11 protein-coding genes are annotated in these 16,382 nt (G+C 50.3%); all 11 read left to right on the top strand.

The window, feature by feature from the left end; genetic code table 11:
• The first annotated feature begins 1 nt into the window (after position 1).
• The 11 genes from hpaA to FHN83_RS14725 all read left to right on the top strand — a co-directional run bounded on the left by hpaA (position 2) and on the right by FHN83_RS14725 (position 16,355).
• On the top strand, positions 2 to 892 hold the full coding sequence (gene hpaA / locus FHN83_RS14775) for a 4-hydroxyphenylacetate catabolism regulatory protein HpaA (protein WP_139564231.1): 891 nt from the start codon (positions 2 to 4) through the stop codon (positions 890 to 892).
• 1,293 nt (positions 893 to 2,185) lie between these two features.
• A complete protein-coding gene (hpaB, locus tag FHN83_RS14770) occupies positions 2,186 to 3,748 on the top strand; it encodes a 4-hydroxyphenylacetate 3-monooxygenase, oxygenase component (RefSeq protein WP_039030502.1) in 1,563 nt (520 codons plus the stop codon).
• Positions 3,749 to 3,765: 17 nt separating this feature from the next.
• Entirely contained in the window at positions 3,766 to 4,278 is a 513-nt protein-coding gene (locus tag FHN83_RS14765; protein WP_139564229.1) for a 4-hydroxyphenylacetate 3-monooxygenase reductase subunit, read from the top strand.
• A 581-nt stretch (positions 4,279 to 4,859) separates the two neighbouring features.
• Entirely contained in the window at positions 4,860 to 5,138 is a 279-nt protein-coding gene (locus FHN83_RS14760; RefSeq protein ID WP_251929681.1) for a hypothetical protein, read from the top strand.
• Between the two features lie 17 nt (positions 5,139 to 5,155).
• On the top strand, positions 5,156 to 6,919 hold the full coding sequence (locus FHN83_RS14755) for a polysaccharide biosynthesis/export family protein (RefSeq protein ID WP_039030505.1): 1,764 nt from the start codon (positions 5,156 to 5,158) through the stop codon (positions 6,917 to 6,919).
• A 54-nt stretch (positions 6,920 to 6,973) separates the two neighbouring features.
• Positions 6,974 to 7,774 (top strand): ABC transporter permease, encoded by an 801-nt coding sequence (locus FHN83_RS14750; protein ID WP_139564227.1) that lies wholly within the window; start codon positions 6,974 to 6,976, stop codon positions 7,772 to 7,774.
• Positions 7,775 to 7,786: 12 nt separating this feature from the next.
• Positions 7,787 to 8,437: an ABC transporter ATP-binding protein gene (locus FHN83_RS14745; protein WP_139564225.1), complete on the top strand. Its 651-nt coding sequence runs from the start codon at positions 7,787 to 7,789 to the stop codon at positions 8,435 to 8,437.
• Positions 8,409 to 9,653 carry a sugar transporter gene (locus FHN83_RS14740; RefSeq protein ID WP_255296389.1) on the top strand — a complete coding sequence of 415 codons (1,245 nt, stop codon included), beginning with the start codon at positions 8,409 to 8,411 and terminating at the stop codon, positions 9,651 to 9,653. The genes FHN83_RS14745 and FHN83_RS14740 overlap by 29 nt, the downstream gene beginning before the upstream one ends.
• 121 nt (positions 9,654 to 9,774) lie before the next feature.
• Positions 9,775 to 12,417, top strand: a complete 2,643-nt coding sequence (locus FHN83_RS14735; RefSeq protein ID WP_139564223.1) for a class I SAM-dependent methyltransferase — start codon at positions 9,775 to 9,777, stop codon at positions 12,415 to 12,417.
• A gap of 2 nt (positions 12,418 to 12,419) precedes the next feature.
• Positions 12,420 to 14,834 carry a glycosyltransferase family 2 protein gene (locus FHN83_RS14730; protein ID WP_139564222.1) on the top strand — a complete coding sequence of 805 codons (2,415 nt, stop codon included), beginning with the start codon at positions 12,420 to 12,422 and terminating at the stop codon, positions 14,832 to 14,834.
• Positions 14,835 to 14,849: 15 nt separating this feature from the next.
• On the top strand, positions 14,850 to 16,355 hold the full coding sequence (locus tag FHN83_RS14725; protein ID WP_139564220.1) for a glycosyltransferase 61 family protein: 1,506 nt from the start codon (positions 14,850 to 14,852) through the stop codon (positions 16,353 to 16,355).
• The last annotated feature ends 27 nt before the right edge of the window (positions 16,356 to 16,382 follow it).

The following is a 16,382-nucleotide window of genomic DNA, read 5'->3' as shown; positions in this document are numbered from 1 at the left end:
TATGTGCCAGAGCCCGATTGCCAATATCGACATCAGCAAAGAGTACGACGAGAGTCTGGGTACTGACGATGTGCACTACCAGTCCTTTGCCCGCATGGCGGCCTTTTTTGGCCGCGATATGCAGGCCCATCGCCACGACCACTATTTTCAGATGCACTTTCTTGATACCGGGCAGATCGAGCTCCAGCTGGACGATCACCGCTACTCGGTGCAGGCCCCGCTGTTTGTCCTTACCCCGCCGTCGGTGCCGCACGCGTTTTTCACCGAATCGGACAGCGACGGGCACGTGCTGACGGTGCACGAAGATCTGATCTGGCCGCTGCTGGAAGTGCTCTACCCCGGGACCCGGGAGACCTTCGGGCTGCCGGGCATTTGCCTGTCACTCGCCGATAAACCGGACGAGCTGGCGGCGCTCAGCTATTACTGGCGGCTGATTGAACGGGAGTCCACCGGGGATCTGCCCGGACGGGAACACACCCTGGTCCTGCTGGCGCAGGCGGTGTTCACCCTGCTGCTGCGCAATGCGAAGCTCGACGATCATGCGGCTAACGGCATGCGCGGCGAACTGAAGCTGTTCCAGCGCTTCAACCAGATGGTCGACGGGCACTTCCACCAGCACTGGACGGTGCCCGATTACGCCAGCGAACTGCACCTTACCGAATCGCGCCTGACAGATATCTGCCGCCGCTTCGCCAACCGCCCGCCGAAACGGCTCATCTTCGACCGCCAGCTGCGCGAAGCCAAACGGCTGCTGGTCTTTTCCGACAGCGCGGTGAACGAGATCGCCTGGCTGCTGGGATTTAAAGACCCGGCCTATTTCGCGCGGTTTTTTAACCGGTTAGTGGGGTGCTCGCCGAGCATGTATCGGGCGCAGAAGGTGCCGGTGTCTTGACTCCTCTGCGGCCTTCTTCCCCGGTGGCGCTGCGCTTACCGGGGCTACGAATCGTAGGCCGGGTAAGCGTAGCGCCACCCGGCAGGCAAACCGCACAGGATCACTGCACGGTCAGGTGCATAAGCTACTCAACGAGATGCGGCCGTAAGTACTCTTCACACAGATAACGAAGCTGGTTTAGCGCCTGCAAAGCATGCTTCCAGAAGCAGGTGGTTATAGAGTGCGGCCTGATCCCCTCACCCTAACCCTCTCCCCACTGGGGAGAGGGAACAAACCCGCACACTCACGTAGGCCGGGATCGCTGCGCTTCACCCGGCAGGCAGGCCGCACAGGATCAATGTTTGAAAGCTGTTCATTCAGCGATTTCAGTGCAACTGAAAGGTACCGCGAAGCAGCGATTTTCTTGCCGGTAGCCCAGGTCGCCAGGGCGGTGGCGATTGAGCCGCCCTGGCACGTTCACCGGTTCCGTATTAACAAAGAAGCACGGCTCTGGAAGTGAACGGAACCCCCACCTGAGCCGCCTGTTCCCCTCACCCTAACCCTCTCCCCACTGGGGAGAGGGAACAAACCCGCACACTCACGTAGGCCGGGTAAGCGCAGCGCCACCCGGCAGGCAGACCGCACAGGATCACTGCACGGCCAGGTACACCAGTTGCTCGACGAGATGCGGTGCTAAATCGACATCACACAGATAACGAAGCTGGTTTAGCGCCTGCGAAGCATGCTTACAGAAGCAAGCTAATCAGGAGTTTGAAAGCTGTTAATTCAGCGATTTCAGTGCAGCTGAAAGCAACAAACCTGAAGCCGCCCCCTGGTCCGGCTGAAAATCGCTGAGTCGTTTCCTGCAGGCCGGGGCGAGGCGCATGGACGCGCCGAGAGGGCATAGCCTGCATGGATGCAGGCTGGTGCCCGACCCGAAAGCCGGAAGGAATAAGACGAAGGCACCGCGAAGCGGCGATTTTCTTGCCGGTAGCCCGGGTCGCCAGGGCGGTGGCGATTGAGCCGCCCTGGCACGTTCACCGGTTCCGTATTAACAGAGAAGCACGGCTCTGGAAGTGAACGGAACCACCACCTGAGCCGCCTGTTCCCCTCACCCTAACCCTCTCCCCATAGAGGAGAGGGAAAAACACAATTCCCACCCTCAAACCCCACCCCGATCACAATTCTCAAACCCGCCTGAAAAGTACCCGTCGTTGACCCATTCGTCCCTTCACGGCCCGCCTCTCTCACGCTTCAATTAAACAACAAAAACAACACATAAATTTAACAACCCTATTCCGATACGAGGTCCCTATGAAACCTGAAGATTTCCGCGCGAGCACCCAACGTCCGTTAACCGGCGAAGAGTATCTGAAGAGCCTGCAGGATGGCCGTGAGATCTACATCTACGGCGAGCGCGTGAAAGATGTGACCACCCATCCGGCGTTTCGCAATGCGGCGGCCTCAGTCGCGCAACTGTACGATGCGCTGCACAAACCTGACATGCAGGATACGCTGTGCTGGAACACCGATACCGGCAGCGGCGGTTACACCCATAAGTTCTTCCGCGTGGCGAAAAGTGCCAGCGATCTGCGCCAGCAGCGCGACGCCATCGCCGAGTGGTCCCGTCTGAGCTACGGCTGGATGGGACGCACCCCGGACTACAAAGCCGCCTTCGGCTGCGCGCTGGGCGCTAACCCGGCGTTTTATGGTCAATTCGAGCAGAACGCCCGGAACTGGTACACCCGCATTCAGGAAACCGGCCTGTACTTTAACCACGCTATCGTCAACCCGCCGATCGACCGCCATAAACCGGCCGACGAAGTGAAAGACGTCTACATCAAGCTGGAAAAAGAGACCGACGCGGGGATCATCGTCAGCGGCGCAAAAGTGGTTGCCACTAACTCGGCGCTGACCCACTACAACATGATCGGCTTTGGCTCGGCGCAGGTCATGGGCGATAACCCGGACTTCGCCCTGATGTTCGTCGCGCCGATGGATGCCGAAGGGGTGAAGCTGATCTCCCGCGCCTCTTACGAACTGGTGGCCGGCGCGACCGGCTCCCCTTACGACTACCCGCTCACCAGCCGCTTTGACGAGAACGATGCGATCCTGGTGATGGATAACGTGCTCATCCCCTGGGAGAACGTGCTGATTTACCGCGACTTCGACCGCTGCCGTCGCTGGACCATGGAAGGCGGTTTCGCCCGCATGTATCCCCTGCAGGCGTGCGTGCGCCTGGCGGTGAAGCTCGACTTCATCACCGGGCTGCTTAAAAAGTCGCTGGAATGTACCGGCACCGCCGAATTCCGCGGCGTGCAGGCCGATCTGGGCGAAGTGGTGGCCTGGCGCAACATGTTCTGGGCGCTGAGCGACTCCATGTGTTCAGAAGCCACCCCGTGGGTCAACGGCGCGTACCTGCCGGACCACGCGGCGCTGCAAACCTACCGCGTGATGGCCCCGATGGCCTACGCGAAGATCAAAAACATTATCGAGCGCAACGTCACCAGCGGCCTGATTTACCTGCCGTCCAGCGCCCGGGATCTGAACAATCCGCAGATCGACAAATACCTGGCGAAATACGTGCGCGGCTCTAACGGCATGGACCACGTGGAGCGCATCAAGATCTTAAAACTGATGTGGGATGCCATCGGCAGCGAGTTCGGCGGTCGCCACGAGCTGTACGAGATCAACTACTCCGGTAGCCAGGATGAGATCCGCCTGCAGTGCCTGCGCCAGGCGCAGACCTCCGGCAACATGGACAAGATGATGGCGATGGTCGACCGCTGCCTGTCTGAGTACGACCAGAACGGCTGGACGGTTCCGCACTTGCACAACAACACCGATATCAACCTGCTGGACAAGCTGCTGAAATAAGGCAGCGGGAGGTAAACATGCAACATGATGAACAACGCCTGCGTTTTCGCGACGCGATGGCCAGCCTCTCTGCGGCGGTCAACGTCATTACCACCGACGGCGAAGCCGGACGCTGCGGCATCACCGCTACCGCCGTCTGCTCGGTAACGGATACCCCACCGTCGGTGATGGTGTGCCTGAATGCCAACAGCGCCATGAACCCGGTTTTCCAGGGGAACGGCAAGCTGTGCATTAACGTGCTCAACCACGAACAGGAGCTGATGGCGCGGCATTTTGCCGGAATGACCGGCATGGCGATGGAGGAGCGGTTCACCCTCTCCTGCTGGCAAAAAGGGGTGCTGGCCCAGCCGGTGTTAAGCGGAGCGCTGGCGAGCCTGGAAGGTGAGATTAGCCAGGTACAGACCATCGGCACCCACCTGGTCTACCTGGTGGCAATCAAAAATATCCACTTAAGTGAGGACGGACACGGGCTGATTTACTTTAAACGCAGATTTCATCCGGTGTTAATTGAGCAAGAATTAACCGTTTAATTCCCTCCCCCAGCCAGCCGCCTTCGCGGCTGGCTATTTTTCATACGATTTAGTTTACCTTAGAAATAATCACTGACATTAATTCTCATAGCCCAATAAGAATTTTCTCGCCCCCACCAGAGTTAATAGGCTTTTGCTATTTTTCCGCGATCGATACGCAAATTGAATGAATTTCAAATGACAGAATCGTCCTAATTATGTAATCTCCGTCACGCAAACATTTTAGTGAATAATAAAAGTCAAATTAGTTGTTGGCTGAATAGTACCCCTGCGTCATTACAATAAAAGCTGCACAATTTTTAGCCGGAATGGGACTTTTCCGTGCGGTAGCCTACCCTTTTTTTGGATTCTCTTACTTACGCCTGCGTTTTTGCATCTCCTGCGCCTGCAAGATTTCTCCGCTGATTTGCTATTAAAATCAGCCGAATATCATCAAAGTTTTATTTCACATTCCAGTTTTAGAATTGTTGGAAAATATTGATCTTATGAAGAATGCAACTCGCCTTCTGGTGATTTCGCTCGCCCTCATGCTGAGTGGCTGCGCATATTCCCCGAAGCAGGTTGAAGCATCCCGACCGCTTGTGAATCAGACTGCTTCTACCGACCTCCAGGCTATGGCAGCCAACCTGCAACAACCTCTGAACACGCTGCCGCAGGGCGCATCGCTCAGCGCCAATGGCAATACCTACACTTTAGGCCAGCGCTATGTCTCTGCCCTTGGGCTGGAATGCATTGAACTGCTGCGTAACCGCAACTACAACCAGTCCCAGCGCGGTGTGACCTGCAAGAACGGTGATACCTGGTATCTGGTACCGCAGCTGGAACAGGCTTCCGCCAGTAACCTGCTTGCCGTGCAATAATTTTGAAGAGAAATGTTGTGAAGATAACGAATTTACGGCAATTGAGTGCCGTTCTGTTGCTGGCCTGCGTCTCCTGCGCATCTTTAGCCGCCCCCACCCAGCAAGAAGCCCAGGCTTTTGGGATGAACACCCCGGCAGATAACGGCGATGGCCGACTGCAACTTGGCGGCGAGCAGGCGATGAGCGGCCAGGCGAACACCTCCTCCACCACCGGGACTTTCGCGCAGCAAAACCGTCAGGGCATGTTACTGCCGGGCGAGTCCGACGTGCGTAAACTCCTCCCGCAGTCCGAGTCCGGCCTGCCCCCTCCTTACGGTGCCAACCTGTTTGCCGGTGGCTATGAAACCGAGCGCAGCGACGGCCTGAACGATAATTACCTGATTGCCCCCGGCGACAAGCTGAATATCTGGATCTGGGGTGCAGTGAATTTCTCCAACGTCGTGACCGTGGATAATCAGGGTAATATTTTCATTCCTGATGTCGGGCCAATTAACGTTAAAAACGTTGCGGCGAGCAAGGTTAATAACTTAGTCACCAGCCACATCAGCGAAGTATTCACCAATAACGTTAATGTTTACGTTAATTTATTGACCGCGACGCCGGTCAGCGTATATGTCACCGGACCGGTGATCCGCCCTGGACAATATGCCGGACAGTCATCCGACAGCGTTTTATATTTTCTGAAACGCGCGGGAGGGATCGATTCCGACCGCGGAAGCTATCGTCACATTAAAGTATTGCGCCAGAACCGCGTGATCCAGCAGATCGACCTTTACGAGTTTATGCAGCAGGGCAGAATGCCGAAGCTGTCGCTGAAAGATCAGGACGTGATCCTGGTTGAACCTCAGGGGCCGATGATCAACGTGGCGGGGAAAGTGCGTAACCCGTTCCGCTTCGAGCTGAAGAACAGCACCGCGCTGGGCTCTGAGCTGATCGACTACGCCCTGCCGCTCGCCAAGGTGAGCCACGTGGGCGTGATTGGCGATCGCTCCAACGGTCCGTTCTCGGTCTATATGCCGTATAAAGATTTCGACCGCATTCAGCTGAGCGACGGCGACAAAGTGCTGTTCAACGACGACATGCATGCGCAGGTGTACGACGTGCAGGTGATGGGCAGCTACCGTGGGCCATCTTACTTCACCGTGCGTAAAGAGACCCGTCTGCACGATCTGCTGAACCACATCCCGATTGACCCGAACATGGCGGATTACGGCTCGATCTACATCATGCGTAAGAGCGTGGCCGCGCGGCAGAAAGAGATGCTGGAAGACTCCCTCAACCGCCTGGAGCGCAGCGTGTTTACCGCGCCAGCCAGCTCTGACGGTGAAGCCTCCATCCGTACCAAAGAAGCCGAGCTGGTGATGCGCTTTGTGGAAAAAGCCCGCAAGATCCAGCCGCTGGGTAAAGTGGTGGTGTCAGATAAGGGCGTGATCGCCAACATCCTGCTGGAACAGGGCGACCAGATTGTGATCCCGAACAAAACCGACCTGATTCAGGTGGGTGGCGAAGTGATGATGCCGCAGGCGGTGGTCTTCAACAAAAACGCCAGCCTGGAAGACTACGTGGCCTGGGCAGGCGGCTTTACCGACCGTGCGAACGACCAGCGTATTGCCGTGGTACATGCCAACGGGCTGATGGAGTTTAAAGACGGCGGTGATGTGATGCCGGGCGATCAGATTCTGGTCATGCCGAAAGTGGACAGCAAAATGATGCAGTCCATCAAGGACATCACTCAGGTCATCTATCAGGTTGCCGTGGCGGCCAACGTGGTCCTGAATTAACCCTCAAAGCGGGCTCGCGTCATCGCGGGCCCTTTCTGTTACATCGGCCTTCTTATGCTTAAACCTGTTCTCAATCAAACGCCCCGCAGCTCGTTCCAGGTGCTGCGCGATGTGACGTTTGGCCTGCTTATTCGTGAACTGAAAACGAGATTTGGGAGTTACCGGCTGGGGTATGCCTGGGCGCTGTTGGATCCGTTGTTGATGATTGGTTTGTTTAGCGCGATTTTTGGGATGCGTAGCCAGAGCGGTTTTGGTGGTGTGCCAGTGCAAATTTTTATAACTGCAGGCTATTTGCCTTTCATGTTTTTCAACAAAGTGGTCAGCCAGTTGAAATCTGCTGTTAATGCCAACATGGGACTTTTCTGCTACCGACAAGTTACACCCTTCGCAACTTTTATTGCCCGATTTATTCTTGAAGCTATTATTGGTTTGGTTGTAGGTTGTGTACTTGTATTAGGATTACTTTGGTTTGGTTTTGATGCTATCCCCAACGATCCTTTACAAGTTATTTTAATCTACTCTTTACTAATGATCTTTTCATTTTCGTTGGGTGTTATTTTTTGTGTTCTGGGCAGTTTATTTAAAGAAGCAGACAAGTTTCTAAGCTTAATTATGATGCCGCTAATGTTTGTTTCCTGTGTGATGTATCCCCTTGCGAGCATACCGGCGCAGTACCAACACTGGTTTTTATGGAATCCTTTGGTGCATGCTGTTGAGTTAATTCGTGCTGGCTGGATTGCTGGCTACGTCAGCCCTGATGTGAGCTGGCTTTTTTTATCGAGCGTTACCTTGGTAATACTGACATTTGCAATGAGTTGTTATCGTCTAAGCCACCGTCGTCTGATAGCCAGCTAAAGCTGAGTTAATATGATCATACTTGATAACGTATCTAAATATTACCCCACCAAATTTGGGCGTAATTATGTGTTGCGTGATGTGAATATCATCCTCCCTCGCGATCGAAATATAGGTATTTTAGGTGCCAATGGTGCAGGAAAATCAACGCTGCTCCGCCTGCTAGGTGGCATGGACGCGCCGAGTAAAGGAAAAGTTACCCGTCAATGTAGAGTCTCATGGCCTCTTGCATTAGGAGGGGGGTTTCAAGGCAGTATGACCGGAAGAGAAAACACTCGCTTTGTCTGCCGAATACATGGTGTACGTGATACGCAGGTCATTGAAGAATGGGTAAAAGATTTTTCTGAAATAGGCCAACATTTCGAATTACCTATTAAGGCCTATTCCAGCGGAATGCGTTCTAAATTCTCATTTGCTGTCAGTATGGCCTTTGATTTTGAAATCTATCTAACCGATGAAATTACTTCCGTAGGCGATGCCCGCTTCAAACAGAAATGCATTGATGTTTTTAACCAAAAGCGCGAAACAGCCAGCCTGATTATGGTGTCTCACGATATGAAAAACTTACGTCAACAATGTGACATGGGAATTGTGCTACGTAACAGCACTCTTGAGATGTTTGACAATATTGAAGATGCAATCAGCATTTATCAGAAACTATAACAAGCCCAAAAAAATGACCCAGCCATCCCGCTTTAATAAACATTCAGGTTTGATGCGCAAACTGAATAAATTAAAAACTAAACCTAAACATTTCATTATTGATTCCAGCGGTTATAAATTTGCTCACCGTTCATGGAAACAAAGCCTCAAGCTCGGTAGCTTTCAGTGGGTAGTGGCTTGCTTTGCCATCGCCGTTATCTACTTCGGGTTCATTGCCTCGGATCGTTATGTAAGCCGAGCGGAGTTAGTCGTGAAACAATCTGACCAGATTAAAATGCTGCCGGATGCCCTATCGATGTTGGGGCTGGGCGGCAACAATCATCAGGATATGCTACTGATTCAGGACTATCTTAAATCTGCCGATCTTCTTAATAAACTGGACAAAGAGCTTGGACTGAAAGCTCATTATCAAAGCCACAAAGTCGATTACTTCTCTCGCCTTCCAGACAATGTCAGCCGCGAAGAATTTCTTAAATACTACCGTGAACATCTTACATTGCGTCTGGATGATATCTCCGGTGTGCTGACGATTGAGCTTCAGGCCTTTGACCCTGCCTATGGGCAAAAAGTGGTTGGAGTAATGCTTAAAGAGTCCGAAGGCTTTATCAATAAACTAGGACACCAGGTCGCACTGGAACAATTGGCCTTTGTTGAAAAAGAAGTTGATCACGCCTATCAACGATTACAGACCGAAAAAGCCAAAGTGCTGGAGTTTCAAAATACCCATCACCTTATTAGTCCAGAATCAACCAGCACGGCCCGCATGGGTGTAGTAAGCCAGATTGAAGCTCAACTAGCACAGCAACAGGCCCAATTAAAACAGCTGCAAAGCTATATGAAATCAACCGCACCTGCTGTTGTTTCCGTTCAGGCTCGAGTCGATGCGTTAACCGAGCAGTTAGCGCAAGAACAAGCCCGACTCACCGGGGCGGATAAAAACTCAATGAACGAAGTGACCGCCAGCTATATGGATGTTCAAACGCAGGCCACACTTGCGGCGGACCTCTATAAAACAGGCCTTATCAGCCTGGAGCAAGCCAGAATTGAAGCGTACCGCAAACTTAAACACCTGCTGGTTATCAGTCAGCCAACGCTGGCTGAAGATGCCGAATACCCACGTCGCCTTTATAACCTGGCTACCATCGGCGTTCTGCTGTGCCTGTTATACGGTTTGATCGTGATGGGCCTGGCAACTCTGCGAGAGCATCAGGACTAACAACATCCTGTGATTGAGCCAGAACCCAACCAGGGGATCTGGCTCACACGCAACAATCATAAAGTGGTCAACCTGCCGATCACGCTAATTAACCATTGTTCTCATATTGAAGGGATATCCCATGGGCACTCAGCAAAGCAGCCGTTCACAGGCGCGCCTAAAACAAGCATCCGAAAAACAAACAAAAACCGAGCTGGATTTTATTTTTAAGCGCCCTATTTTTTGGCGCCCTTCCTACATTGCACAATCCGCCTGGTTAGAACATATTCCGTTTGCTTTCTGGTTAATTGACACCCTGCAACCCCGCAAGATTGTTGAGCTGGGTACCCATTACGGCAGCTCCTATTTTTCTTTCTGCCAGGCCGTGACGAAGCTGGATCTCCAAACCCAATGCTATGCGGTAGATACCTGGGGCGGTGATGAACATGCAGGCCAGTATGGCGAAGAGGTTTATCGTCAGGTTTCTGAATACAACCAGCAACACTACTCAGACTTCTCCACACTTGTGCGCAGCACATTCGATCAGGCACTGGAACACTTCCCGCAGGGCAGCATTGATTTGCTGCATATCGATGGCCTGCATACCCTGGAAGCTGTACGTCATGATTTTGAGAGCTGGTTGCCGAAGCTCTCTGATAGAGCCGTTGTCATCATGCATGACACCAACGTACGTGAGCGCGGCTTTGGGGTATTCCAGCTTCTGGATGAGCTTAAGCAGCAGTACCCTCATTTTGAGTTTGCCCATGGGCACGGGCTGGGCGTGATTGGTGTCGGCAGCGAGCAATCATCAGAGATGATGAGCCTGTATGGTCTCTCAGATAATCCGTCTGCTACCAGACAGGTACAAGAAGTCTTCTCTCGTCTCGGTAAAGCCTGTGGTTATAGCTGGGAAAACAGCGAAATAAAGCGCCAGATGGTTGCGCTGCAATCAAGCCAGCAAGCAGAAACTCAGAATGTGATGGAGCAACAGGCCCTGGAAAGGGGACGCCTGGCGGAGCGCATCACTGCTCAGAATCACACCATTAAAGCGCTGGAAGAAAAGCTCGCGCAACAGGCCGATCAAACCGCTGAACTTACTCTTCAGAAGCAGCAGATTAGTGCGTTAACCACAGAGCTGGAGACATCCAGCCAGCATGCCGCCGAACTGCAAACGACCCTCACACTTTGTGAACAACAACGAGACGAAAGTCTGGCAAGCCAGCAAAACCTGGAAACTCTGCTCGCAGAAACCCGAGAGCAATTTACCCAGGCGGTTGCCGAACGTGACCTGATTGCACAAGAAAAGCAAACGCTGCAGGAACAACAAACAGAAGCGCAGGAACAGCAGAACGCCCTGCAACAGCAACTGCATGAGCAAACATTGCACCTTAATGAAGAAACCCAGCGTGCCGCGCAACTGACCCTCGCACTCAATAAAAACAACGTAGTGCTCAGTGAGTATTCACAACAGCTCAGCGCATTGCAGCAGCAGATTGATGAGCTGACTACCGCACTGACTGCAGCACATCAGCAGCAGGATCAACTCAGCCAGACTCTGGCGACCGAAGCCAGCCAATGGCAACAGCAGAAACAAACACTGACTGAAGCGCATGATGAGCTACAGAATAAGTGTAACGCCCTGACCACCGATCTCGCGGCAAGTTGCGCTGTGCTGGAGCAGTTTGAAGCGGCACAGCAAATATGGCAGACGCGCGAGCAGGAGTTGGATGGCGCCTTAGATGCTCGTGATCGTGAAATTAATCATCTCACCCAGAGCCTCGCAGAAAGCACTCAGACAATCGATAAGCAGAATAATGAGCTTGAGCTGGCCCGTGATGAACTCGCGGTATTGCTGCAGCGACACCATGCGGAACAAGCGGAATCTCAGCAGCAGTTGAGCCAGCTAAATCAAAGCCTGAGCGAACGGTTTACGGAGATCGCAACGCTGACCCAATGGCTGGAAGAACGTGAGCAGACGTCAGTCAATGAACAGAGAAAACTGACAGAAGAACATCAACAGCAGCTGAACGTACTGAGACAAACGCTGAGTGAACAGGCTACTGAGATCGCAACACTGACCCGCTACCTGGAAGAGCGTGACCAGGCAGCAATTAAAGCGGCTGAAGAATACAACGATCATCAGCAAGCATGGCTCAAAGAGCAAGCCAGCCTGACCCAGAGTACTACAGACCTGCAACAGCAACTAACGACCCTCAAGCAGCAAGCCACGCAGCAGCAAGCTCAGCTTGGGTCGCGTATTAATGATCTGGTTAAGCAAAACGAAGCGCTGGAATCCAGTATCAGCGAACGTTTCCGCGAACTGGCAACCATGACACGCCATACCGAGCAATTAACTCGCGAACTGCAACAAAAAGAACAGCAACTTCAGAAAGCGAAAGATCGCGCTCAAAACCTGAAGCAGACCGTGTCCTGGAAACTGACCGCCCCCGTGCGCGCCCTGGGCCGCACATTTAAAGAAAATCCAACAGCCACACCAGCGGTTTCCATGAGCAATGCAGAACGTATTGCGGCATCTGGCCTGTTCGACGAACTCTGGTATTTGCATCGTTATCCGGAAGTTGCGGACTCCGGTCTGTCGGCCATTGAGCACTTTATCCAGATTGGTGCTGATAAAGGTTATAGCCCGAGTGCTTTATTTGATACGCGCTGGTACTTGCAGACTTATGCGGACGTAGCGCAAGGCTCTATCAATCCATTACTTCATTACATACTGCACGGAAAGGCAGAACAGCGTCATTGCCTGCCAGACAACACGAGAAAATAACAATGACAGTTGAATACAACAAGGACGAGCTGCTCACGCATTTTGATGAGCAATGGTATTTACAGACCTATCGGGACGTAAGCCAGACAGGATTACCTGCCAGAGAACATTTCAAACGCTATGGTAGGCTGCTGGGACGTAAACCTTGTGCTGACTGGGTAATTTCGGCACTGAGTCCAGTGGCACCAGCAGTACATCTACCCTGGATCGCACTGAACCAACTTTCCGTAGATCCTGAGCGCATGCATGGGTGGACTTCAGAAGGGAATGACCCTTATTTCATCCTTGATTTAGAGCACCTGTCTCAAACAGGAAAAGGGTGGTATCAGTTTAACCTGACGCTGGATTGCTCCGGAAAACAAGGGTTAGCCAAGTTCTATCTGGATACCGGAAAAGGATTTAATGAATTTGAAACCGTGACTCTGCCATACAAAAAAGCAGTAACGGCGAGCCGCCTTTTTTATCTCGATTCTCCGCTGGTTGCGCTGCGCTTTGATCCCCTGGAACAAGAAGGTGCATTCTCAGTTAGTCAGTTCGAAATCACGGCAATCAGCGACAGCCAAATAGAACCTGCATTGCTGGCACGCATTCAGCAGGAACACCAAAGCTATCGCAATATGGAATTGACGATGATCAAGGAGTCTGTCTCTTCTGAAAGCGGTAGCCTGTCGATGGATCGCCTTGTGTCCCTCTACAACGAGACCTTTAGTTTCACGCTACCTTCCGTGGACTATGAAGAGTGGATTGAAACCGTCGAAACGCCATCCCTGCCCAATCGGGAAGAAGTTGCCGCGATACTGGCGACGATGGCTACACCGCCCGTTATTTCAGTAGTGATGCCTGTCTATAACCCGGCAGAGATCTACCTACGCGCCTGCTTAGATTCAGTCATTGCACAAAGCTACCCTCGCTGGGAACTGTGCATCGCTGACGACAAATCCCCAAAAGAACATGTTCAGCGCGTGCTGCGGGAATACGAAGCCAAAGATAAGCGTATTAAAGTGGTCTACCGCCAACAGAATGGGCACATTTCAGCAGCGTCTAACAGTGCCCTGGAAATTGCCAAAGGCGATTTTGTGGCGTTACTGGATCACGATGATGCTCTCCCAGAGCATGCCCTACTGTTTATGGCTCAAAGCATTAGTGCGCAGCCAGAAACCCAGATTCTTTACAGCGATGAAGACAAGCTCAACGGCCGAGGTGAACGTTTTGATCCTCATTTCAAAAGCGACTGGAACCCGGATCTGTTCTTCTCACAAAACTACGTCTCTCACCTTGGGGTTTATCGCCGCAATCTGCTTCAGAAAATCGGTGGATTCCGTCTGGGTGTAGAAGGCAGCCAGGATCAGGATCTTCTGCTGCGTTGCCTGCCGCATGTGCAAGCAGATCAGATCGTACATATCCCTCGCGTGCTGTATCACTGGCGTACCATTGAAGGCTCTACAGCACTGGCTTCAGGTGAGAAAAGCTATACCACCGATGCGGGCATTAAAGCGTTACGCGATTATTTTGCAACCCAGCAACCAGGCGTAGAAGTTGATGCCGGTCTGGTACCAAACACCTATCGGGTACGTTACCCAATACCCAAGCCCGCACCATTGGTTAGCTTGTTAATTCCTACTCGTGACCGTCGTTCACTGACTGAGACGGCAGTGCGCAGTATCCTTGAGAAAAGTACCTATACCAATTTCGAGATTCTTATTCTGGATAACGGCAGCGTCGAAGCCGATACCCTGGAATTTTTCCGTGATATCCAGTTAGAAGATCGTCGCGTTAAAGTGCTGGCGTATGACTTCCCGTTTAACTACTCAGCGATTAACAACTTCGGTTCGCGCCATGCTAAAGGTTCCGTGATTGGCTTAGTAAATAATGATGTCGAAGTGATCAACCCAGAATGGTTAACCGAAATGGTAAGCCAATGTCTGCGACCTGAAATTGGTTGTGTCGGTGCCAAGCTCTACTACAGCAACGATACAGTACAGCACGGTGGCGTTATCCTTGGAATTGGTGGTGTCGGTGGGCATTCGCATAAACACTTCCCTCGCCAGCATCCTGGCTATTTTAGTCGGCTAGTACTGCCCCAATCACTCTCCGCAGTTACTGCCGCGTGTTTGCTGATTCGTAAAGAGATCTTCGATTTAGTTTCTGGCCTTGATGAAGAAAATCTCAAGGTTGCGTTTAACGATGTGGATTTTTGCCTCAAGGTACGTGAAGCCGGTTATCGCAACCTCTGGACGCCTTACGCAGAACTTTATCATTATGAGTCGATAAGTCGTGGCGCAGAAGACTCTCCTGAGAAAATTGCCCGTTTTGCTCAAGAAGTTAACTTTATGAAGACTAAATGGGGTAAATGTCTTGAGATTGATCCATTTTATAGCAACAATCTGACTAAAGACAAAGAAGACTTTTCTCTGTGAGAAGTATCAATAAAAATGAATAATCATTTAAAATATATTAATAACGCACTCCTATATCCTGCAACAAACGATTGGAAAGGTGGTTTATATACGCACGGCATCGATACCGAGGACAATCATGAAATAATGGTTGGTCAGTATAAGTTCGGACGTCAACTTATTGACATACAAAATAGAAAACACTTAAAAGATACTACTTGCCCTATCCGAATTCATGGCACCTATTTATATTTAGGAGCTGCCAGCTCTCATTTCGGTCATTTTTTTTCAGAATGTATATCACGATACTGGGCATTAGCGCCTAGCCTTAATTTAAAAATTGATGGGATAATTATATTACCAGATAGTGGTGGCCGTGGAGAAAAGTATGTTGAACTTACTCTTGAATTATTAAAACTTGTACGCAAAGATATTATATTTATAAAAGAATTCTCTGTTGTGGACACTATTATTGTGCCAGAACAAGGTTGTTTAACTGGAGATTTACCTCAGCAATATTATAAAGATTTTTTAAATGAGCAAGCTAACCCATGTTTTTTCGAGAACCCAACATTACCAAAAAAAATATTTATTTCTAGGCGTTACTTTAAAAACCATGGCCGTGTGGCTGGAATGGACTATGTTGTTGCAGAGCTTAGCAAAAAGGGTTTTTATGAATTCATACCTGAAAAGTATACAATTCCACAACAATTACAATTCATCTGCTCTGCAAAAGAAATCATTTGGGAAGAAGGGAGCGCTGTACATTTACTAGAACTGCTGCCTAATATAAATTCTCGTCAAATACTGATAATGCGAAGAGAATTAACTAACTTTGATTATATTAAATTCATTCTTGAGCATAAGTCAGTTGATGTAACAACTTATTCGAATGTTAGTTTTATAGAGTGCAATGCTCCTCCTCATAATAAAATGAGTAAATTTAATGATATGCAAGACTTCATTAAATTTATTGAGATTGAAACTGGAGCTATTATTGATCTTGAAAAACTTAAATATGAATCAATTTTAGATGAGATTGGCTTTTCGATATTTGAAGCAAAAAAAAGCTCAATCGACAATAATTCCACATTTAATAAAATCGAGAAATTGGTATTTAGAGATTTTTATTTACCCGAAAAGCATACTGTAATCCGAACAGAAAATGCTTCTTCCATAGGTCCACAACCAATTATTGCTTGGTGTATTGATTTCCCGCCTAAAGGCTCGAGCGAGACAATTAGCTATAAAGATATAAACATCAGCGGTTGGTTTATTTTAGATGAAGATTTGATCAATAAAGATGTTGATTATTCCTTGCAAATAGTTAGCAAGAGCGGGTCCATATATAATATCTCACCTAACATCAACAGACCAGATGTCGTAAAAGCCATACTAGGCCAACAAAGTAATGATAAGTTAAATAAGTGCGGGTTCTCAAAACTTGTGGAGTTTGATAGCGAATACTGTATTTCAGTAAGCTATCAAAGCAAATCAATAATATTATGCACAATAGAAGTTAAATCTTTAGCAAAAAATTAATTGATAAACATTTAACGGCATTCACTA

It is taken from the genome of Leclercia adecarboxylata (assembly GCF_006171285.1).
In the GTDB taxonomy this organism is placed as follows: Bacteria; Pseudomonadota; Gammaproteobacteria; order Enterobacterales; family Enterobacteriaceae; genus Enterobacter; species Enterobacter barmai.
Note: the sequence above shows the minus strand (reverse complement) of the source record. Positions and strands in the feature narration are given on the sequence as shown.